The 19555-nt window shown below is 69.0% G+C and carries 20 protein-coding genes; 8 read left to right on the top strand and 12 right to left on the bottom strand.

Translation table 11 applies throughout. The features are described 5' to 3' along the window. Nucleotides 1–30 precede the first annotated feature (30 nt). The 7 genes from DVW87_RS07945 to DVW87_RS07915 all read right to left on the bottom strand — a co-directional run bounded on the left by DVW87_RS07945 (nucleotide 31) and on the right by DVW87_RS07915 (nucleotide 6306). Nucleotides 31–249: a hypothetical protein gene (locus tag DVW87_RS07945; RefSeq protein WP_114687270.1), complete on the bottom strand. Its 219-nt coding sequence runs from the start codon at nucleotides 247–249 to the stop codon at nucleotides 31–33. Nucleotides 250–315: 66 nt separating this feature from the next. Then, nucleotides 316–1569: an N-succinylarginine dihydrolase gene (locus DVW87_RS07940; RefSeq protein ID WP_114687269.1), complete on the bottom strand. Its 1254-nt coding sequence runs from the start codon at nucleotides 1567–1569 to the stop codon at nucleotides 316–318. Next, the gene (locus DVW87_RS07935) at nucleotides 1569–2582 is read right to left on the bottom strand and encodes an arginine N-succinyltransferase (protein WP_114687268.1); all 1014 of its coding nucleotides are present in this window, start codon (nucleotides 2580–2582) and stop codon (nucleotides 1569–1571) included. The genes DVW87_RS07940 and DVW87_RS07935 overlap by 1 nt, the downstream gene beginning before the upstream one ends. Next, nucleotides 2579–3784, bottom strand: a complete 1206-nt coding sequence (locus DVW87_RS07930; RefSeq protein ID WP_114687267.1) for a hydrolase — start codon at nucleotides 3782–3784, stop codon at nucleotides 2579–2581. The genes DVW87_RS07935 and DVW87_RS07930 overlap by 4 nt, the downstream gene beginning before the upstream one ends. Before the next feature lie 62 nt (nucleotides 3785–3846). Then, entirely contained in the window at nucleotides 3847–4782 is a 936-nt protein-coding gene (locus DVW87_RS07925) for a DUF481 domain-containing protein (RefSeq protein WP_114688140.1), read from the bottom strand. 73 nt (nucleotides 4783–4855) lie between these two features. Beyond that, entirely contained in the window at nucleotides 4856–5338 is a 483-nt protein-coding gene (locus tag DVW87_RS07920; RefSeq protein ID WP_114687266.1) for an RNA pyrophosphohydrolase, read from the bottom strand. Further along, on the bottom strand, nucleotides 5335–6306 hold the full coding sequence (locus tag DVW87_RS07915; protein ID WP_114687265.1) for an alpha/beta hydrolase: 972 nt from the start codon (nucleotides 6304–6306) through the stop codon (nucleotides 5335–5337). Before DVW87_RS07915 ends, DVW87_RS07920 begins: the two co-directional genes overlap by 4 nt. Nucleotides 6307–6354: 48 nt before the next feature. Between DVW87_RS07915 and DVW87_RS07910 the strand changes: the two genes are divergently transcribed. The 3 genes from DVW87_RS07910 to DVW87_RS07900 all read left to right on the top strand — a co-directional run bounded on the left by DVW87_RS07910 (nucleotide 6355) and on the right by DVW87_RS07900 (nucleotide 10021). Then, on the top strand, nucleotides 6355–7287 hold the full coding sequence (locus tag DVW87_RS07910) for a histone deacetylase family protein (protein WP_114687264.1): 933 nt from the start codon (nucleotides 6355–6357) through the stop codon (nucleotides 7285–7287). A 116-nt stretch (nucleotides 7288–7403) separates the two neighbouring features. Further along, the gene (locus DVW87_RS07905) at nucleotides 7404–8762 is read left to right on the top strand and encodes a cryptochrome/photolyase family protein (protein WP_114687263.1); all 1359 of its coding nucleotides are present in this window, start codon (nucleotides 7404–7406) and stop codon (nucleotides 8760–8762) included. Nucleotides 8763–8794: 32 nt separating this feature from the next. Beyond that, a complete protein-coding gene (locus DVW87_RS07900) occupies nucleotides 8795–10021 on the top strand; it encodes an SAM-dependent methyltransferase (RefSeq protein ID WP_114687262.1) in 1227 nt (408 codons plus the stop codon). A 24-nt stretch (nucleotides 10022–10045) separates the two neighbouring features. Here the strand turns inward: DVW87_RS07900 and DVW87_RS07895 are convergent, their stop codons facing one another. Then, nucleotides 10046–10756 carry an SDR family NAD(P)-dependent oxidoreductase gene (locus DVW87_RS07895; protein WP_114687261.1) on the bottom strand — a complete coding sequence of 237 codons (711 nt, stop codon included), beginning with the start codon at nucleotides 10754–10756 and terminating at the stop codon, nucleotides 10046–10048. A gap of 124 nt (nucleotides 10757–10880) precedes the next feature. Then, a complete protein-coding gene (gene purF, locus DVW87_RS07890) occupies nucleotides 10881–12341 on the bottom strand; it encodes an amidophosphoribosyltransferase (protein ID WP_114687260.1) in 1461 nt (486 codons plus the stop codon). A 125-nt stretch (nucleotides 12342–12466) separates the two neighbouring features. Between purF and DVW87_RS07885 the strand changes: the two genes are divergently transcribed. From DVW87_RS07885 to DVW87_RS07865, 5 genes are read left to right on the top strand one after another with little or no spacing between them, the layout of a single operon-like run. Then, complete coding sequence (locus tag DVW87_RS07885) at nucleotides 12467–12718, top strand: DUF7218 family protein (RefSeq protein WP_114687259.1); 252 nt, start codon at nucleotides 12467–12469, stop codon at nucleotides 12716–12718. Between the two features lie 32 nt (nucleotides 12719–12750). After that, on the top strand, nucleotides 12751–13113 hold the full coding sequence (hisI, locus tag DVW87_RS07880) for a phosphoribosyl-AMP cyclohydrolase (protein WP_114687258.1): 363 nt from the start codon (nucleotides 12751–12753) through the stop codon (nucleotides 13111–13113). Further along, nucleotides 13110–13595: a hypothetical protein gene (locus DVW87_RS07875; protein WP_114687257.1), complete on the top strand. Its 486-nt coding sequence runs from the start codon at nucleotides 13110–13112 to the stop codon at nucleotides 13593–13595. The genes hisI and DVW87_RS07875 overlap by 4 nt, the downstream gene beginning before the upstream one ends. A gap of 32 nt (nucleotides 13596–13627) precedes the next feature. Continuing rightward, nucleotides 13628–14053, top strand: coding sequence for a MerR family transcriptional regulator (locus DVW87_RS07870; protein WP_114687256.1), 426 nt, complete (start codon nucleotides 13628–13630; stop codon nucleotides 14051–14053). Between the two features lie 8 nt (nucleotides 14054–14061). Beyond that, nucleotides 14062–15864, top strand: a complete 1803-nt coding sequence (locus DVW87_RS07865; RefSeq protein WP_114687255.1) for an acyl-CoA dehydrogenase C-terminal domain-containing protein — start codon at nucleotides 14062–14064, stop codon at nucleotides 15862–15864. Nucleotides 15865–15999: 135 nt separating this feature from the next. Here the strand turns inward: DVW87_RS07865 and DVW87_RS07860 are convergent, their stop codons facing one another. The 3 genes from DVW87_RS07860 to DVW87_RS07850 all read right to left on the bottom strand — a co-directional run bounded on the left by DVW87_RS07860 (nucleotide 16000) and on the right by DVW87_RS07850 (nucleotide 19504). Beyond that, nucleotides 16000–17145 carry a cell wall hydrolase gene (locus DVW87_RS07860; protein WP_239017820.1) on the bottom strand — a complete coding sequence of 382 codons (1146 nt, stop codon included), beginning with the start codon at nucleotides 17143–17145 and terminating at the stop codon, nucleotides 16000–16002. A 146-nt stretch (nucleotides 17146–17291) separates the two neighbouring features. Beyond that, nucleotides 17292–18212 carry a cysteine synthase A gene (gene cysK / locus DVW87_RS07855; RefSeq protein WP_114687254.1) on the bottom strand — a complete coding sequence of 307 codons (921 nt, stop codon included), beginning with the start codon at nucleotides 18210–18212 and terminating at the stop codon, nucleotides 17292–17294. Continuing rightward, entirely contained in the window at nucleotides 18209–19504 is a 1296-nt protein-coding gene (locus DVW87_RS07850) for an MFS transporter (protein ID WP_114687253.1), read from the bottom strand. Before DVW87_RS07850 ends, cysK begins: the two co-directional genes overlap by 4 nt. Between the last annotated feature and the right edge of the window lie 51 nt (nucleotides 19505–19555).

Raw genomic sequence — 19555 nt, 5'->3', positions numbered from 1 at the left:
CGACGAACTTATCCTGTTGCCCGCAAAAGCTCACTCCTCCCGCGCGCGCTCCAGCGAATCGAGAATGCGCGCGCCGGCCATGAACACGGCGACCGGCGTGACCGCGAACAGCATCTTGCCGCCCCAGCCCGGATATTGGTGGAGGTAATGAATGCCTCGCTCCACGGCGCCGGTGCCCAGGCCATAGATGACGAGGAAAGCCTCGAACTTGGTCTTGATGACGAACAGGCGGGCGAAACGGGTCCACATGCCCGTGTCCGACGCAAGAGCCGGGCCATCGGCGGATTTCCGCCACTCATCACCCGGCTCCCGTGGTTAACTGTCAATTAACTCGACAGTGCCGATCGTCTCCAGCAGGGCCGCTCGTGCCCGTTCGGCGCGCGCGATCAGCTGCGGGTCGGAGAGATCCGCCGGTGCGATGCTTTCCGGCCATTCGGCGGCAATCACCGCGGCGATCCCGTCGAGCTTGTCCTCGTCCACGAGGAAGCGCGGGTCCACCGTCGCCGGATCGCACACCACCCGCAGCCGCAGACAGGCCGGGCCGCCGCCATTGGCCATGGACTGGCGCACGTCGACCACCTCCAGCCGCCGGATCGGGCCGTTGCCCGCCACCAGTTCCTCCAGCCAGCTCCATACCGCCGGATTGTCCTTCGCCTCGCCGGGCAGAACCAGCGCCATGCCGCCGCCCGGCAGCGAGACGAGTTGCGCGTTGAAGAGGTAGGAGGCGATCGCGTCGGCCAGGCTCACCCGGGCGGCCGGCACTTCGATGATCTCCACCTCGGGCAGCAGGCGGCGCAGTGCCGCATGGAGGTCCTCGCGGTCGGCAAAGGCCTGTTCGTGGGCAAACAGCACCCGCTCGTTCGCCACCGCCACCACGTCATTGTGGAACGCCCCCGCCGCGATCGCCGCTGCGGATTGCTCGGCGAAAAGGGTGCGCGCAGGGTCGAGCCCGTGCCGCCGCGCGACCGCCGCGCTCGCCTCGCGATGCTGGCGCACCGGGTAAGGCCCGCCGGCCGTGCCGTAGACGAAGACCTCGACGCCAGGCTCCTCATGCCCGGCGCAAAGCCGCATGTGGTTGGCGGCACCTTCATCGCCGAACGGGGCCGGCACGGGCGCGTGCACCGCGAAGCCGGGATCGGCGAAGGCGAGGCGCAGTTGCGCCAGAGTGGCCGGCCATTCGTGGCTGCGATGGGGAAGCGTGACGAGGTTGGCAACGGACAGGTGGCAACGCCCATCGGCCGTGTCGGGCGCCGGCGACACGGTCGCCGCATTCGCCGCCCACATGGCGGACGCGGACATTGCCTGTGCCCGCAGATGGGACGGAGCAGTGTCGTGCGCCGTGCCGAGCGCCGCCAGCCAGCGATGGTCCGGCCGCGGATGGGGCAGCAGGATCCCCTGCCGCAGGCCGAGCGCGAGGTTGGCGCGCATCTTGGCAATCCCCTCCAGCGCCGCGGCTCGGGGAAAGGCGATGCGCCCGGCATTGCTGGTGGCGGCGAGATTGCCCGGGCTCAGCCCGGCGAAATTGTGCGTCGGGCCGACAATGCCGTCGAAGTTGATCTCCTCCTGCATCAGACGCGCGCCACATGCGTGACGGTTGCGCCGGTCTGGACCTGCAGCGCCGCGGCGGAGGCGGCATCGATCGTCACCCCCTCGGCGGAGGGGCGCGCCCGACCGAGGCAGCAGCGGAAGCCGGCCAGCTCGCCGGTGGCAATCAGCGCTTCCTCGCCTTCTTCGTGGAGTTGCAGCAGCGGGCCGGTCTGCGCCTCGCGGATCGTCCGCACGCTGCTGGTGCGTGCCGTCATGGTCGGCCCGCCGTCGAAGATGTCGACATAGGAATCGTGGGCAAAACCCTCGTTTTCCAGCATTCGCATCGCCGCCCGCCCGCTGGGATGAGGCATGCCGATCACCGCGCGGGCGCTTTCGGTCAGCATTGCGGTATAGATCGGGTGCTTGGGGAAGAGGTCGGCGATGAACTGGTGGCCGTTGATCGCGTTGAACTCGTCGGCTTCCTGGAAATTCATCGCGAAGAACCGCCCCGCCAGGCCGTCCCAGAACGGCGAGCCGCCGCTTTCGTCGATCACCCCGCGCAACTCGGCCAGGATGCGATCGGCAAAGCGCGCCCGGTGCTGGCGGATGAAGAGGTAGCGGCTGCGCGCCAGCAGCAGCCCGAGGCCGCCCGCGCGCTCGCCCGGATGGAGGAAAAGCCCGCCCACCTCGCTGCATCCCTCCAGGTCGGTGCACAGGGACAGCATCTCGGCGCGAAACGTGCGGCTGAGCGCGGCGGAATGCTGGGTCAGCGTGCCCAGCCGATAGCTGTAGAAGGGATGGCGCTGCCCGACCTGGGTGAACAGCTGGCAGGTGCCGCGCACCTCGCCGGTGGCGGTGTTCTCCAGCACCAGCACGAATGCCTCGTCGGTGATCGGCCCGTCGGTCCGCGCGAAGGCCTCATGGCTGCGGTCAAGCTTTGCCCGCAAGGCCTTGCGGTCGGGCGGAAGATTGGTGAACCCGCCGCCGGTGAGCTTGGCCATCTCGTAGAGGAACGGCAGGTCGGCATCGGTTGCGGCGCGGATGCAGAAGGTCACAGCGCCGCTCCCGCTGCCAGGCGCAGCAACGTGACGGCGGAGAGCGCCGCGCGCTCGGGCAGGCTTTCCACGATCAGGAACTCGTCAACCGAATGGATCGCCCCGCCGCGCGCGCCCATCGTATCGACCACGGGCACGCCGCAGGCAGCGATGTTGTTGCCGTCACACACGCCGCCCGTATCCTTCCAGGCGATGGGGATGCCGAGGTCGGCGCCGGCGGCACGCACGGTCTCGAACAACCGGCCCGCGCCCGGGTCGATCGGCTTGGGCGGTCGATTGAAGCTGCCGTGTCGTTCCACCTTCACCTCGTAAGTGCTTGCAACGTCGTTGAGGAGAGCATCGATCAGTGCGTCCGCCCGCGCGATGGCGGCGGCGCTTCGCGGGCGGAAGTTGACCCGCAGCACGGCCAGGTCAGGAACCACATTGTTCGGACCGCCGCCCTCGATGCGGGCGGGATTGACCGACAGGTCCGGCCCGCCTGCCTCGGCGAGCCGTACCGCGAGCGCGGCGGCCGCGACGATCGCGTTGCGCCCGTCTTCCGGATTGCGGCCGGCATGGGCGCTGCGCCCGCGCACCACCAGCGAGAAGTTGCCGGTGCCGCCGCGCGCCCCTGCCAGGGTGCCGTCCGCCAGCGCGGGCTCATAGGTGAGCGCCGCCGCCTTGCCGCGCGCAGCCTCCGCCAGCAGCGCGGCGGAGGAGAAGGAGCCGGTCTCCTCGTCCGAGTTGAGGACCACCTCATACCCGATCCGCGTCGCCAAAGGGCTCGCTTCCACCGCGCCCAGCGCCGCGCGCATCAACGCAAGGCCGCCCTTCATGTCGGCCGCTCCCGGCGCGTTCAGCGCGCCATCGGAGCGCCACCGGGCGGCCTGAAAGAAATGGTCCGCCGGGTACACGGTATCCATGTGCCCGGTCAGCAGCACCTGCACCGGCGCTTCCGGCCGCACCTTCAGGTGGAGATGCCGCCCGTGCGTCACCTCCGCAAGCCCGCCATCGGCGCGGACCTGCGATGCCGGGGCGGGGTCGCGCAGGTGGAGGTCGCCGGGCAGGGGAGAAAAGCTGTCCGCCAGCAGTTCGGCCATCGCCGCCAATCCCGCGAGATTGCCGGTGCCGGAGTTCACGGCGACCCACTCCTGCACCTGGGCGAGCATCGGGGCGGCGGAGGCGTGCTCGGCGGCGGCGGCTTCGGTCGAGGTCAGGGCCATGCCGCGACCCTAGCGGGCCGGACGGGAAGGGTGAACCCCGTCCTTCCCCGCGGGATCGGCCGCTAGAAGCTGTAGACGAGCGAGGCGCGCCCGGTCGTGTCGGTGGTGCGGCGCCCTTCCGGCGGCTCGCTTTCATATTGCACGGCGTAGGAAATCCGGGCGGCGAGCGGACCGAAGAGCTTGGCGCTGAGCGAACTGGTGCTGCTCACCGTCGAATTGAACTGCTGCACATAGGCAGAGGCGTTCTGCGCGAAGGAGACGGAGGGCGTCAGCTTCCAGTTCATGTTCACCGATCCGCGCCCGGCGATGCTGCTTTCGCTGGTTTCGTCGGTGAACTCGGTGGAACGGAACGCCGGCCCAAGCTCCACGTCCAGCGTCAGGTTCGGCTGCTTGATCGCGCTGTATCCGGCGCCGAGCGACGCCGAATAACGGTTGTAATAGCCCAGGAACTTGTCGCTCTCATATTGCGCCGCGCCATAGACGTAGCCCAGCCGCGAGAACTTGAAGTTCGGCTCGTAGGCAGCGAGGTAATGTTCGCGGTTGGTGACACCCAGGCTTTCCTGATAGTCCGCCTGGGCGGTGATCTTGTGGCGCCAGCGCACCGACTCCCGCGTCAGGGCGAGCACACCCGTCAGGCCCTTGTTCTCCGTGTTGCCGGTCGTAATGTAGCCGCCAAGCTCCACCTTGCCGGTCCACAGGTCGAAGAAGCCGGCCTCGCGGATGGTGAAATCGTGGCGGGTCTGGCGTTCCTTGCGCCATGCATCGGCCAGCTTGGCGACTTCGTCCGCGCTGCCCGGATCGACGACCCGCGCATATTTGACGATGGTGCTGACCTCGCCGTCATTGCCGGCGGCGATCGCGGCGTCGAGCATGGCGCGGATCGTGGTCGGGATCTCGGGCGCATCCTGCGCCGCGGCCGGTGCGGGCGCCGGGGTCACGGGATCGGCATTGGCGAGCAGCGCCGGCACCGCCAGCGCGAGGATCAGAAGCTTGCCCATGCCGCCGACATATCGCAGCCGCACCGCTTTTTGAACCCGTCCCGCCGCGCCGCACCATCGCTTCGCCGCTGGCTCACCCCGGCAGATGCGCGGCAAAGGCGGCCAGCACATCCTGGTAGAGCTTGCGCTTGAACGGCACGATCACGTCCGGCAGCGCCGAAGGCTCCAGCCAGCGCCAGGCGCGGAACTCCGGATGCGGCGTGTCGATGCGCACGTCGCCGTCCGCGCCGTGAAAGCGGAACAGGAACCAGCGCTGCCGCTGGCCACGCCACTTGCCCTTCCACACCTTGCCGACGAGTTCGTCGGGCAGGTCGTAGAACAGCTCGTCCGGCGCCTCGGCGATCAGCTCCACCAGATCGGGAGCGATGCCCGTCTCCTCGCCCAGCTCGCGAAGGGCGGCGGTTCGTGCGTCCTCGCCGGGATCGATGCCACCTTGCGGCATCTGCCAGGCCTCCAGCGTGGAATCGAGCCGCTGTCCCACGAAGACCTGTCCCTCGCGGTTCAGCAGCATGACGCCGGCGCAGGGGCGATAGGGGAGATCGGCCGGGTTCGTCATGCTGCCTGCTCCATCACGCGCTGCCCCTCGGCCTCGACGATCATGTCCTTCAGCGCGGCGAGTGCCACCGACACATCGGCCGCGGCCGACGGGATCGCCCGGCGCAGCGTGATGAAGCCATGAATGTTGCCCAGCGCCTCTCGGTAGACGGTTGCGACGCCGGCCCGGATCAGCCCGGCGGCATAGGCCCGGCCCTGGTCGCGTATCGGGTCGAGGCTGGCGGTGACGACCACCGCGGGCGGCAGTCCGGCGAGATCGGCGACGAGCGGCGAGGTGCGCGGGTGCTGCGGATCGGAGGCATAGGAGGTGCTGAACCACTGCATGGAATCGTGGGTCAGGAGGAAGCCGTCGCGGAACAGGTCGTAGCTGGGATAGTCGCGCGTCCAGTCGGTCGCCGGGTAGAGCGGCATCTGCGCCACGATCGGCACCGCGGCGGGCGCGTCGCGCAAGGCGAGAGCGGTGACGATCGCGAGATTGCCGCCCGCACTGTCCCCCATGACCACAAGCGAGGTGACCGCACGGCCGAGCTCCGCCGGACTGCCGGCCAGCCAGCGCGCGGCCGCTTCCGCATCGTCGGGTGCCGCGGGCCAGGGATGCTCGGGCGCGAGGCGGTACTCCACCGAGACGACCGGCAGGTCGAGCTGCCGGCTCACCTCCGCGCAGAAGCTGGCATGCGTCTCGACATTGCCGATCACGAAGCCGCCGCCATGATAGAACACGACCAGCGGCCCCGGCTGGCGGTGCGGGCGCACGTCGAACAGTTTTGCCGGGATGGTGCCCGCGGGGCCGGGGACGGCAAGGTCCTGCACGGTCGCCAGCGTGCCCATCGGCAGGTCCACCAGGTCCTTGGTGGCCGCATAGAGCTGCCGTGCCGCCGGCGCGCCGATCTCGTGCATCTTCGGCCCCTGCAAGGCCGCCATGTTGGCAAGCAGCGCTGCCACGTCGGGGCGGACATAAGGCTCGGTCATCGGCGGGTCTCCTGGCAGGTCGGCTTGGCCGCGCCTAGATAGGCGGCGATGCCGCGTCTCGTCCATCATCCCGATTACGTCACCGATGTTGCCAGCGCCACCGCGCAGCTCAAGAGCAAGAACGGCTGGATCCGCGACCTCCTGCGCGAGGCGCTGCCCGAGGCACGCTGGATCGTGCCGGAGCCGATGCCGGTCCGCTGGCTGGAGGCGGTGCACGATCCCGATTACGTCGCCGAAGTGCTGGAGGCACGGGTGCCCCGCGCCAAGGAGCGGCGCATCGGCTTTCCGGTGACGCCCGCGGTCGCGCGACGCGCCCAGGCGGTGCCGGGCGGCACCTGGCGCGCGGCGGTCGAGGCGCTGGAACATGGCTATGCGGCCAACACGGCGGGCGGCAGCCATCATGCGCTGGCCGAGACCGGGGCGGGCTTTTGCGTGTTCAACGACCTTGCCGCCGCGGCCGTGCGGCTGGTGGAGGAGGGCTCGGCACGGCGCGTGCTGATCGTCGATTGCGACGTGCACCAGGGCGACGGAACCGCCGCGCTGACCGCGGGGCGACCGGAGATCGCGACCTATTCGATCCATGCCGAGAAGAACTTCCCCGCCCGCAAAGCGCGCTCCACGCTGGACGTGCCGCTGGCGGACGGAGTGGGGGATGATGGCTATTGCGCGATCCTGGGCGAGACGCTGGAGCCTTTGTTGGGTCGGTTCGCGCCCGATCTCATCCTCTACCAGGCCGGGGTCGATCCGTTTGCCGGCGACAGGTTGGGCCGCCTTGCGCTGAGCGAAGCGGGGCTGGCGCGGCGCGACATGCTGGTTGCCGATCTGGCGCTTGCGCGCGGCGTGCCGCTGGCGAGCACGGTGGGCGGCGGGTACGGCGCCGACATGGAGCCGGTGGCGCGGCGGCACGTCGCCACGATCGTCACGCTCGCGCGGCGCTTTGCCGGCGCAACATCGTCGCAACCGCTTGGGACAAACGTGTGATTTCCTATGGTTAGCCGCGCCTCCTGAGAGAAGGATGGAGCCGCCCACTTGCCGATGGTTGCGGCGCAAGCGAGCGGAGGGAGGAACCGGCGCGCGGTTGGCGAGTAGTCGGCGCGATGACCTCGCTTCTGTGGCTTCGCCAGGACCTTCGCCTGTCCGACCATCCGGCCTTGCTGGCTGCCGTGGAGGAAGGGGCGGTGATCCCCGTTTATGTTCTGGACGACGAGACGCCGGGCGAGTGGCGGATCGGCGGGGCGCAACGCTGGTGGCTGCATGGCAGCCTTGCCGCGCTGGACGAGCGGCTGCGCGAGCGCGGGTCCCGCCTGATCCTGCGGCGTGGTGCCTGCGCGCAGGTCCTGCGCGACCTGGCGGCGGAGACCGGCGCTACGGTTATCCATGCCCTGCGCCATTACGAGCCCTGGTGGCGCGATGCCGAGCGTGCGCTGGGCGACCGGCTGTGCCTGCACGACGGCAACCATCTCGCGCCGCCCGAGCGGGTGACAACGGCGGCCGGCGCGCCGTTCCGCATCTATGGCAGCTTCTGGAAGGCGCTGGCCGCCCATCTGCCGCCCGAAGCGCCGCACGCCGCCCCGGAGCATGTCCCCGCGCCTGAGACATGGCCGGCAAGCGACACGCTGGAGGAATGGAGGCTGCTGCCCACCCGGCCGAACTGGGCCGCGGCGTTCGGGGAGGATTGGACGCCCGGCGAGGAAGAGGCGCTGCGCAAGGCCGAGTCGTTCGCGCTTCAGGTGGATGTCTATGAAAAGGAGCGCAACCTGCCGGCCCGGCAAGGCACCTCCCGCCTCTCGCCGCACCTCCATTTCGGCGAGATCTCCCCGCGCCGGATCTGGGCCGCGGTGGAGGGGCGGGCGGATGCCGACAAGTTCCGCAAGGAGCTGGCCTGGCGCGACTTCACGCAGGGGCTGGTGCTCGCGCTGCCGGATTATGGCACCAGGCCCGGCCGCGCCCGGTTCGAGCACTTCCCGTTTCGGACAGGTCGGGCGGCGGAGGCGGACCTTGCCGCGTGGAAGCAGGGTCGGACCGGCTACCCGATCGTCGACGCCGGCATGCGCCAGCTATGGGTCAGCGGCTGGATGCACAACCGCGTGCGGATGATCGCCGCCTCGTTCCTGGTGAAGCACCTGCTGATCGAGTGGCGCGAGGGCGAGCGCTGGTTCTGGGACACGTTGATCGATGCCGATTACGGCAACAACGCGGTCAACTGGCAATGGATCGCCGGCAGCGGGGTGGATGCGAACATGTGGGGACGGATCATGGCCCCGCTGGCCCAGTCGGAGAAGTTCGGCGCCGGCGACTATATCCGCCGCTGGGTTCCCGAACTGGCGAACGTGCCAGACCCGGCGATCCACGATCCGGACGAGGCCGGCTGCCGCCCTGCCGACTACCCGCCCAAGATCATCGGCCACCGCGAGGCTCGTGCCCGCGCCTTGGAGGCAGGGCGCAAAGCCCGGTAGACTTGACGGACGCCCGCGGTAAACGGGCGTGGATGAACGAAGCCGCGCCCGTCCGGTCCTCCTCGCCGCGCGGCGCCGATCCGCTGCGTGCGCTGGCGCCGCTGTTCCACCGCATGCTCGACCGCATCGACCGCGGGCTGGAAGCCGGTGAGCTGGAGGCGATCCTGCCCGATGGCCGCCGCCGGATGCTGGGCGGCCGCGGCGAAGGGCCGCTTGTGGTGGTGGAAGTGGTCCGCTGGCGCGCCCTGGTACGGCTGGCGCGGAGCGGCTCGGTCGGCTGGTACGAGGGCTGGGCGGCGGGGGACTGGACCAGCCCCGATCCGGTGCCTTTGTTCGACCTGTTCATGCGCAACGGCGTCAGCCTGGGGGAGGTCGCCCGCGCCAAGGGGCTGGCGCGCGGCGTGCAGCGCCTGCTCCACTGGAGCCACCGCAACAACCGGGCCGGCGCACGGGACAACATCCACGCGCATTACGATCTCGGCAATGCGTTCTACGAGCTCTGGCTCGACGCGGGCATGACCTATTCCAGCGCGATCTTCGCGTCGGCCGACGAACCGCTGGAAGCGGCGCAGGGCCGCAAGCTGCAGGCCATCCTGGACCGCACCGGCGCAAAGCCCGGCGAGCGGATCCTGGAGATCGGTTGCGGCTGGGGATCGTTCGCGGAAGCCGCCGTGCGCTCCGGGGTGGCGGTGCATGGCATCACCTTGTCCACGGAGCAGAAGGCCTATGCGGAAGCGCGGCTGGCCGATGCGCAGAACGCCAGTTTCGGCCTCACCGACTATCGCGACGTCGATGGCCAATATGATGCGGTGGCCAGTATCGAGATGGTGGAGGCGGTGGGGCAGGCCTATTGGCCCGATTACCTGTCCACGATCGCGCGCGTGCTGAAGCCGGGCGGCCGCGCGGCGATCCAGCTGATCTCGATCCGCGAGGAACTGTTCCCCGCCTATGCGCAGGGGGTGGACTTCATCCAGCGCTACGTCTTCCCCGGCGGCATGCTGCTGTCGGAGGCGCGTTTCCAGGCGATGGCGGCGGAGCATGGCCTGCGCTGGCAGGACCGCGAAGGCTTCGGCCTGCATTATGCCGAGACCCTACGACGCTGGCGCGTCTCGTTCGACCGGGCGGTGGAGGTCGGCGCGCTGCCCGCGGGCTTCGACGCGCGCTTCGTGGCGCTCTGGCGCTATTACCTGATGTATTGCGAGGGCGGTTTTCGCGGCGGGGGGATCGACGTGGCGCAGGTGACGTTGGTCAAGGACTGACGCCGCGCCAAACCGGCCCGTTCGTCAGTCCACCCGCTCGAAATGGCCGGTTTCGAAGCCTTCGCCGACCAGCGCGGCGATGCGATCGCCGACGATTTCCGGCGCCTTCACGTCGGCGGGATTCTCACCTGGAAAAGCGCGCTCGCGCATCCTGGTGCGCGTGGCGCCGGGATCGACGATCGCGGTGCGAACCTTGCTGATGCTCGCCATCTCGTCGCCATAAGCGCCGACCAGCGTCTCGAACGCGGCCTTGGATGCGCCGTACAGGCCCCAAAAGGCACGCGGCGTGCGACCGACGCTGGAGGTGATGCCGATCAACCGGGCGTTCGCGGACTGGCGCAGCATCGGATCGAACGCGGCGATCAGCGCCGCCTGTGCGCTGACGTTGAGGGTCAGCACCGAGGCGAGTTCCTTTGCGTCGATCGCCGGGACGGCCGAAAGCGAGCCCAGCGTGGCCGCGTTCAACACCAGCACGTCGAGTGCCTGCCAGCGGCCGGAGATCGCCGCGGCAAGGCGGGCGATCGAGTCGGTTTCCGTGAGGTCCAGCGGCGCGATGGTGGCGCTGCCGCCCGCCGAGAAGATCGCGTCCTCGGTCGCCTCCAGCGCCTTGGCGTCGCGCGCGGTGAGGACCACGTGCGCGCCTTGCGCCGCCAGCGCGCGGGCGGTCGCCGCGCCGATCCCGCGCGATGCGCCGGTGACGAGCGCGAGCTGGTTCGAAAGGGGAAGATCGGTCATTGTCACGTCCACTTGTCGTCACCCCGGCCTTGTGCCGTGGTCCACCTGGCCGCGAAGGCCGGCGTCGCGGCGCTTGCCGCACGGTGGATGCCGGAACAAGTCCGGCATGGCGGAAAAAGAAGCCTCAGCCGACCCGTTCGGCCAGCATAGCGAACTGGTCGATCGAGACCGCCTCGTCCTGGTCGGTCAGCGTGGTCGGGTAATCGCCGGTGAAGCAGGCGTCGCAATGGCTCGGCCGGATGTCCGCACGGCGCGGCTCGCCCAGCGCCTTGTACAGCCCGTCGATCGACACGAAGGCCAGGCTGTCGGCATGGATGAACTCGCTCATCCCCGGCACGTCCAGCTTCGCGGCGAGCAGCTTGGCGCGCTCCGGCGTGTCGACGCCGTAGAAGCAGGAATGGCGGGTGGGGGGCGAGGCGATGCGCATGTGCACCTCGGCCGCGCCCGCTTCGCGCATCATCTGCACGATCTTCAGCGAGGTGGTGCCGCGCACGATCGAATCGTCGATCAGCACGACCCGCTTGCCCTTGATGAGCGCGCGGTTGGCATTGTGCTTCAGCTTGACGCCAAGATGGCGCACCTTGTCGCCCGGCTGGATGAAGGTGCGGCCGACATAATGCGAGCGGATGATGCCGAGCTCGAACGGAATGCCCGATTGCTGAGCATAGCCGATTGCCGCCGGCACGCCCGAATCGGGCACGGGGATGACGAGGTCCGCGTCCACCGGCGCCTCGATCGCCAGCTGCGCGCCGATCTCCTTGCGTACCGAATAGACGCTGCGCTCCTCCGAGATGGAGTCCGGCCGCGAGAAATAGACATATTCGAAGATGCAGGGCCGCGGCGCGACAGGCGCAAAGGGGCGGTGCGAGGTGATGTCCTCCAGGCCCTTCACGATCACCAGCTCGCCCGGCTCCACCGAGCGGATGAACTCTGCGCCGACCACGTCCAGCGCCACCGTCTCCGACGCGAAGATGATCGACTCGCCCAGCTTGCCCATCACCAGCGGCCGGATGCCCAGCGGATCGCGGCAGGCGATCATGCCTTCCGGCGTCATCACGATCAGCGAATAGGCGCCCTCGACCTGCTTCAGCGCATCGATGAACTTGTCCACGAAGGTGCGGTAGCTGCTGGTCGCGACGAGATGGATGATCGTCTCGGTGTCGCTGGTCGACTGGAAGATTGAGCCGCGCCGCACGAGGTCACGCCGCAGGCGCATCGCGTTCGACAGGTTGCCGTTGTGCGCGATGGCGAACCCGCCCGAGGCAAGCTCCGCATAGAGCGGCTGAACGTTGCGCAGCGCGGTGTCGCCGGTGGTGGCATAGCGGACGTGCCCGCAGGCGATCTGGCCGCGCAGCGACCCGATCACGTCGTCGCGGTCGAAATTGCCCGCGACATGGCCGGTCGCACGATGCGTGTGGAAATCATGCCCGTCATAGCTGGTGATCCCCGCGGCTTCCTGGCCGCGGTGCTGCAGCGCGTGCAGCCCCAGCGCCACGAGCGCGGCGGCGCCATCGGAGCCATATACTCCGAAAATGCCGCATTCCTCGTGCAGCTTGTCGTCGTCCAGCGGGTTCGTGGTCAGCATGGCGCCCTCGGTTCGCGTTGCTGGCGGGCATATAGGGAGGCGATGTCCGTTTGTCGCCTGTTTGTAACGCAATCGGGATCGATTGACCGCATCGGTGCGTTCGGCGCCTCCAACAGGAGGCGAGAATGGCGAGGGATCACGGGTCGCAGATCAAGGACGAGAAGCTCTACGAGGACCTGCGCAAGCAGGGTAATTCGAAGGAGAAGGCCGCCCGCATCGCCAATGCCAGGGCGAACGGCTCGTTGCAGCACCGATCCACCCATCTGGAGGATCGCAGCCGGCAGGACCTGTACGAGGAAGCCAGGAAGATCGGCATCGAGGGCCGCTCCAGGATGAACAAGGCGCAGCTCGAACACGCCATCCGCGACCACAAGTAGCGCGGGCGTCCACCCGGCGCTAAACGGCACGGGTGACCGATGCACGCGACCAGGGCCTGACCCTCAATCCCCGATACGACGCCAATGGCCTCGTCACCGCCGTGGCGACGGATCGCGGCACCGGCGAGGTGCTGATGGTGGCGCACATGAACGCCGAGGCGCTTGCCGCGACGCTGGCGAGCGGGGAGGCGACCTTCTGGTCGCGCAGCCGCGGCCGGTTGTGGAAGAAGGGCGAGACGTCCGGCAACGTGCTGCGCGTGGCGGAGGCGCGTATAGATTGCGATCAGGATGCGGTGTGGCTGCTGGTCGATCCGGTCGGCCCCGCCTGCCATACCGGCGCGCGATCGTGCTTTTTCCGCCGCATCGACGGCGACCGTCTCGCGCCTGCCGAATGAGAGGGGCGGCTGCCGCCTTGCTGCTGCTGGCCGCCTGTTCGCGCGAAGCGACGCCGCAGGCGACGCCGGCGACGCCGGGACTGGAAGAGGCGGCGGTTGCGGCCGGCATCGTCGCCGATCCCCGGAAAGCGTCGTTGACCGGCCTCTATGCCCGCGACACCGACCGGCTGTGTGTGGTTCCGCAAGGCGACAAGTGGCGGGTCGGCGTTTCCGTCGACTTCGATGAGCGGCAGGGTTGTTCGGCGGCCGGCACCGGCACCCGCTCGGGCGAGCGGCTGACGATCGTTTTCCCGAACTGCACGGTGGAGGCCGAGTTCGACGGCGAGCGGCTGTTCTTTCCGGCCACGCTGCCGGCCGGCTGCGCGCGGCTCTGCACGGACCGCGCGACGCTGACCGCGCTGGAGGTGGAGCAGCTCAGCGCCTCTGCTTCGGAAGCCGCGACGTTGCGCAGCCGCGACGGACGGCTGCTCTGCGCGTCTTGACGCTCCCGTAAACGTCAACTACCTCCAGCGGCATGTCGACTGCCGGTGCCCCTGGTGCTGCCTATGCCGCGATCGAACCGCGGCCCGACCGGGAATGGTTCTCGATCTCGGACCTGTCGTCCGAGTTCGATGTCACCGCCCGGGCGCTGCGCTTCTACGAGGACGAGGGGCTGATCGCCCCCGAACGGCGCGGAACGCAGCGCATCTACTCGCATCGGGACCGTGCCCGCCTGGCGTGGATCCTGCGGGGCAAGCGGGTGGGTTTCTCGCTCAGCGAGATCCGCGAGATGATCGACCTATACGACGTCGGCGACGGCCGTTCGACCCAGCGCGCGGTCACCATCGAACGCTGTCGCGCGCGTGTGGATCTCCTCGAACGGCAGAAGCACGACATCGACGCCGCAATCCAGGAACTCAACGAATTCATCGGGCTCGTTCAGGGCTCTCAGGACAAATAGGAAGAACGATGCCCCAATATACGCCGCCGGTGCGCGACACCCGCTTCATTCTCGAGAACGTCCTCAACCTTCAGGGCTACAGCAACCTGCCCGGCTTCGCCAATGCGACGCCGGACGTGGTGGACGCGGTGCTGGAAGAAGGCGGCCGCTTCGTCGCCGAGGTGCTGTTCCCGCTCAACCTTTCGGGCGATCAGGAGGGCTGCACCCGGCACGAGGACGGCAGCGTCACCACGCCGGAAGGCTTCAAGGAGGCTTACCGCCAGTTCGTGGAAGGCGGCTGGGGCACGCTGTCGGCCCCTGAGGCGTTCGGCGGGCAGGCCATGCCGCACGTCGTCTCGACGGCGTTCCAGGAATACATGATCTCCGCCAACATGGCGTTCGCCATGTATCCCGGCCTGACGCATGGCGCGATCGCCGCGCTGATCGCCAAGGGCTCGCCGGAGCAGCAGCAGAAGTACCTGCCCAAGATGATCTCGGGCGAATGGGGCGGCACCATGAACCTGACGGAGCCGCAGTGCGGCACCGACCTGGGCCTGATCCGCACCCGCGCCGAGCCGCAGCCGGATGGCTCCTATGCGATCACCGGCACCAAGATCTTCATCTCGGCCGGCGAGCATGACCTGACCGACAACATCATCCACCTCGTCCTCGCCAAGACGCCGGGCGCGCCGGACTCGTCCAAGGGCATTTCGCTGTTCGTGGTGCCGAAGTTCCTGGTCAATGACGACGGCTCGCTGGGCGAGCGCAACGGCGTGGTCTGCGGCTCGATCGAGCACAAGATGGGCATTCACGGTAACTCGACGTGCCTGCTCAACTATGACGGGGCCAAGGGCTGGCTCGTCGGCGAGGAGATGAAGGGGCTCGCGGCCATGTTCATCATGATGAACGCCGCGCGGCTCGGCGTCGGCCTCCAGGGTCTCGGCGTGGCCGTTACCGCCTACCAGAACGCCGTCCAGTACGCGCAGGACCGCCGCCAGGGCCGCGCGCTGACCGGCCCGGCCGAGCCCGCGGAAAAGGCCGACACGCTGTTCGTCCACCCGGACGTGCGCCGCATGCTGATGGAGGGCAAGGCGCTCACCGAAGGTCTGCGCGCACTGTGCCTGTGGGGGGCGCTGCAGGTCGATCTGGAGCATCATGCCGCGACGGAGGAGGAGCGTCAGGCGGCGGCCGATCTCGTCGGGCTGCTCACCCCCGTCATCAAGGGCTATGGCACCGACAAGGGCTATGACGTCGCGACCAACGCGCAGCAGGTCTATGGCGGCCACGGCTACATCGCTGAATGGGGCATGGAGCAGTATGTCCGCGATGCCCGCATCGCGATGATCTACGAGGGCACCAACGGCGTGCAGGCAATGGACCTGGTCGGCCGCAAGCTGCCGGCCAATGGCGGCCGTGCGGTGCAGCTCCTCTTCAAAGTCGTCGGCGAGGAGATCGCCGCCGCCAAGCAGGACGAGGCGCTGGCAGACTTCGCGACCCGTCTGGAGCGGGCCAATGGCGAGCTGCAGGCGGCCACTATGTGGTTCCTGCAGAACGGCATGAAGAACCCGAACCATGTCGGTGCGGGTGCGCACAGCTACATGACGCTGATGGGCGTGGTCGCCACCGGCCTGATGTGGCTGCGCATGGCAACCGCCGCGCAGAAGATGAAGGCGGCGGGCGAGGGCGATCAGGCGTTCCTCGACGCCAAGCTCGTCACCGCGCGCTATTTCGCCGAGCGTATCCTGCCCGAGGCCGGCGCGCTGCGTCGCAAGATCGAGGGCGGTGCGGACGCGCTGATGGCGCTGGAGCCGGAAGCGTTCCTGGCGGCATAAACCGTTCCTACCCTCCCCGCCGCGCGGGGAGGGGGACCATGCGCAGCATGGTGGAGGGGCGTTTCCGCAGGGACCGTCCAGTGGAAGCGTCCCTTCCCGTTTCCGACGGCCGCGCCAGCGACGCCGGAGGGGGCGTCAAGGCGTCGCGCTGGGTGCCGGGACGGGCGTCGGCTCGCCCCGCCGACGCACGCCGGACAGCGTCGGCGGCTCGGGCGCTGCGGCCGGCGCCGGCTTCAGCGGCTCCCCTTCGCTTGCCGGCACGAACACCTGCTGCTTCATGCACTCCGGCGGATTGCTGCGCGGGAACTGGCGGCAGTTCCAGAGGCTTTTCTCCAGCTGCCGTTCACGATCGCGCAGGAAGCTGAAGCCCATGGACGCGATCTGGTCCGGCTTGAGCGGCAGGAAATGCGGCGTCTTCGCCTTGTCCGTCCAGCCGAGCACCTTGCAGTAACTCCGCGCCCCGCACAGCCGCTGCGCCAGGGCGGCGAAGCTGTCGGGGCCTGCCTTGGCGTTCAGCGTCACCACGAAGCTGTTCTCGTCGTCGGGCTGCGGCCTGGGCGTGTCCGTGCCGAGAACGGCTGCGGCTGCCAGCGCGCCTTCCGCTTCGTCCAGCGCCGCGCCGGTGCGGTGCGCATCGGAATAGGGCGCCAGCGCGGCGATCACCGGCTCGCTGGTGGAGACGGTGCGCCGGAACGCCGGCGGCGTGCCCCACCAGCCGGTCCAGCGGAAGAACAGGTGGCTGCCGACCGCGGCAACCTTGTCGAGGCTCGACTGCCAGTACGGCACCACCCAATCGGTATGGTAGTGCGTCGCATAGCCGACCTGCTTGTAGACCTGTCCGCCCAGCATCAGCTCCGCCACCTGCCGCGCGCGCTTCCACGCGGCGTCCGCCCAGCCATGCGCGGCCAGCGCACCGTCGCAGGTGAAGGTGAACTGGCAGCCGGTGCTCCGTTCCGATCCCTGGAACACCACGCCGCATACCGTCTTCGGAAAGGCAGGATGGCGCAGCCGGTTGAGCACCACCTGCGCCACCGCGCGCTCGCCGGTCGTGTCGTCGCCCGCCTCGTAGAGCTGCGCGGCGGCGAGGCAGTCGATCGCCCGCGCGCGATCCTCGCCGGTCGCGGCCAGCCGGAACGGACGCGCGGGCGGGTTCGGGCCGGTGACGAACGGCACACTTTCGTTGAACGCGCGCGCCTCCGCGGGATCGAGCGCCACGAAGTCGACCGGCTCCACCGCCGGAACTTCGGCCGGCGGCACGACGCGCGGGCGCGGCAGCCTCACCTTGGCGCGAGGCCTGACGGGGATCGGCGGCGCATGCGTCACCAGCCAGGAGGGCAGCGCGACGGCGCCGAGCGCGATTGCACCCAGCGCCGCGGCTACTCCCGGCGTCAGGCCCGTGCGGGCGGGAGCGACGGTCGTCAGAACCGTCAGCCTTCCGGCAGGAAGTCCGGCACCGACAGGTAGCGCTCGCCGGTATCGTAGTTGAAGCCGAGCACGCGAACGTCGTCCGGCAGGTCCGGCAGCTTCTGGAGAATGGCCGCCAGCGTTGCGCCCGAGGAGATGCCCACGAGGATGCCTTCCTCCCGGGCCGAGCGGCGCGCCATGTCCTTGGCGACGTTGGCGTCCACCTCGATCACGCCATCCAGCGCCTGGGTGTGGAGATTGGCGGGGACGAAGCCGGCGCCGATGCCCTGGATCGGGTGCGGACCCGGCTGGCCGCCGGCGATGACCGGCGAGGCGGCGGGCTCCACCGCGAACACCTTCAGGTTCGGCCATTCCTTTTTCAGCGTCTCCGCCACGCCGGTGATGTGCCCGCCGGTGCCGACGCCGGTGATGATGACGTCGATCGGCTGGTCGCGGAAGTCGTTCAGGATCTCCTGCGCCGTGGTGCGCACGTGCACGTCGATATTGGCGGGGTTCTCGAACTGCTGCGCGAGCCAGGCGCCGGGGGTCTGCTCCACCAGTTCCATCGCGCGCTCGATCGCGCCCTTCATGCCCTTTTCACGCGGGGTGAGGTCGAAGGAGGCGCCGTAAGCCAGCATCAGCCGCCGCCGCTCGAGCGACATCGACTCGGGCATGACGAGGATGAGCTTGTAGCCCTTCACCGCCGCCACCATGGCAAGGCCGATGCCGGTATTGCCGCTGGTCGGCTCGACGATGGTGCCGCCGGGCTTCAGCTCGCCCGATGCTTCCGCCGCCTCGACCATGGCGAGCGCGATGCGGTCCTTGATCGAGCCGCCGGGATTGGACCGTTCGGACTTGATCCACACCTCCGCGCCGGGAAACAGCCGCTGCAGGCGGATGTGCGGCGTGTTGCCGATCGTCTCCAGGATGGTGTTGGCCTTCATAGCTTGGGCTCTCCGTGCTGGGGCTGTGTTTGCAGCATGTCGGGCGGATCAAAGGTTCGCGCAAGCTTCAGTTCCGGGAACAGGCGCGCCCAGACGAGAGTGATGGCGATCGCGCCCACCCCGCCGAACACCACCGCGCCGACGGGGCCGAGGAAGGAAGCCATGACGCCGCTCTCGAACTCGCCCAGTTCGTTGGAGGCCGAGATCGTCAGCTGCGACACGGCGCTCACCCGCCCGCGCATGGCATCGGGCGTATGGAGCTGGATCAGCGATTGCCGGACATAGACCGACACCATGTCCGCACCCCCCGCCACGATGAGCGCGGCCAGGCTGAGCGGGAACCAGGTCGACACGCCGAAGGTGAGGATCGCCACACCGAAGATAACGACCGAGATCAGCATCTTCACGCCCACGTTGGACTTCATCGGCCGCACCGAGAAGAACACCGCCGTCACCGCCGAGCCGATGCCCATGCCGGCCGCCAGCAGCCCGAGCCCCTGCGAGCCGACATGCAGGATGTCGCGCGCGTAGATCGGCAGCAGCGAGGTCGCGCCGGCCAGCAGCACCGCGAACAGGTCCAGCGTGATCGCCGCCAGTACCAGCCGGTTGTTGCGCACGTAGCGGAAGCCCTCGGCAATGCGCGCCAGCGGGCGATGGTCGGTCTGCGCCGGCGGCTGCGGCACCGGTCCGATCAGGAACATGAAAGCGAGCGCCACGGCGAACAGCGCGGTGGAGGTGGCATAGGCCACGTCCGGATGGATCGCGTAGAGCAATCCGCCCACGCTCGGCCCCGCGATCGTCCCCACCTGCCAGGCGATCGAGCTTACCGCGATCGCGGTGGGCAGGCTTTCGCGCGGCACCAGATTGGGCGCGAGCGCCGAATAAGCCGGCCCGGCAAAGGCGCGCGCCACGCCGAAGCTCACCGCCGCCCCGAACAGGGCCGGCAGCGTCAGCCGGTCCACCCAGGTGAGATAGCCGAGCGTGCCCGCCGTCACCAGCAGCAGCGCCGTGGTCGCGCGCACGATCCAGCGCCGGTCATAGGTATCCGCCGCCAGCCCGGTCAGCGGGGTGAGCAGGAACAGCGGCACGAACTGCGCGAAACCGATCATGCCCAGCAGGAACGCCGCTTCCCGCACGTCCATCGTCTGGCGCGCCAGATTGTAGACCTGCCAGCCGATCACGATGGACATGGCCGAGGTGGCGATGGTGCCGGTGAAGCGCGACAGCCAGTAGGCGCGGAAATTGGCGATGCGAAAAGGATGGGGGCGAAGGGGGTGGAGAGCGTCGGCCATCAGGCCCTTGCTTTGGGGCCAAGCTGCCGCAACGGCAACCGTGCTTGTCCC

Source organism: Sphingomonas aracearum (genome assembly GCF_003345355.1).
Taxonomy (GTDB): domain Bacteria; phylum Pseudomonadota; class Alphaproteobacteria; order Sphingomonadales; family Sphingomonadaceae; genus Sphingomonas; species Sphingomonas aracearum.
The sequence above is the reverse complement of the archived record's forward strand: the minus strand, read 5'-3'. Positions and strand labels throughout refer to the sequence as shown.

Bases quoted from the DNA above. Each gene is read 5' to 3' on its own strand.
- DVW87_RS07945 (WP_114687270.1), bottom strand. From the start codon at position 249: ATGTGGACCCGTTTCGCCCGCCTGTTCGTCATCAAGACCAAGTTCGAG.
- DVW87_RS07940 (WP_114687269.1), bottom strand. From the start codon at position 1,569: ATGCAGGAGGAGATCAACTTCGACGGCATTGTCGGCCCGACGCACAAT.
- DVW87_RS07930 (WP_114687267.1), bottom strand. From the start codon at position 3,784: ATGGCCCTGACCTCGACCGAAGCCGCCGCCGCCGAGCACGCCTCCGCC.
- DVW87_RS07925 (WP_114688140.1), bottom strand. From the start codon at position 4,782: ATGGGCAAGCTTCTGATCCTCGCGCTGGCGGTGCCGGCGCTGCTCGCC.
- DVW87_RS07920 (WP_114687266.1), bottom strand. From the start codon at position 5,338: ATGACGAACCCGGCCGATCTCCCCTATCGCCCCTGCGCCGGCGTCATG.
- DVW87_RS07915 (WP_114687265.1), bottom strand. From the start codon at position 6,306: ATGACCGAGCCTTATGTCCGCCCCGACGTGGCAGCGCTGCTTGCCAAC.
- DVW87_RS07910 (WP_114687264.1), top strand. From the start codon at position 6,355: ATGCCGCGTCTCGTCCATCATCCCGATTACGTCACCGATGTTGCCAGC.
- DVW87_RS07905 (WP_114687263.1), top strand. From the start codon at position 7,404: ATGACCTCGCTTCTGTGGCTTCGCCAGGACCTTCGCCTGTCCGACCAT.
- DVW87_RS07900 (WP_114687262.1), top strand. From the start codon at position 8,795: ATGAACGAAGCCGCGCCCGTCCGGTCCTCCTCGCCGCGCGGCGCCGAT.
- DVW87_RS07895 (WP_114687261.1), bottom strand. From the start codon at position 10,756: ATGACCGATCTTCCCCTTTCGAACCAGCTCGCGCTCGTCACCGGCGCA.
- purF (WP_114687260.1), bottom strand. From the start codon at position 12,341: ATGCTGACCACGAACCCGCTGGACGACGACAAGCTGCACGAGGAATGC.
- DVW87_RS07885 (WP_114687259.1), top strand. From the start codon at position 12,467: ATGGCGAGGGATCACGGGTCGCAGATCAAGGACGAGAAGCTCTACGAG.
- DVW87_RS07875 (WP_114687257.1), top strand. From the start codon at position 13,110: ATGAGAGGGGCGGCTGCCGCCTTGCTGCTGCTGGCCGCCTGTTCGCGC.
- DVW87_RS07870 (WP_114687256.1), top strand. From the start codon at position 13,628: ATGTCGACTGCCGGTGCCCCTGGTGCTGCCTATGCCGCGATCGAACCG.
- DVW87_RS07865 (WP_114687255.1), top strand. From the start codon at position 14,062: ATGCCCCAATATACGCCGCCGGTGCGCGACACCCGCTTCATTCTCGAG.
- cysK (WP_114687254.1), bottom strand. From the start codon at position 18,212: ATGAAGGCCAACACCATCCTGGAGACGATCGGCAACACGCCGCACATC.
- DVW87_RS07850 (WP_114687253.1), bottom strand. From the start codon at position 19,504: ATGGCCGACGCTCTCCACCCCCTTCGCCCCCATCCTTTTCGCATCGCC.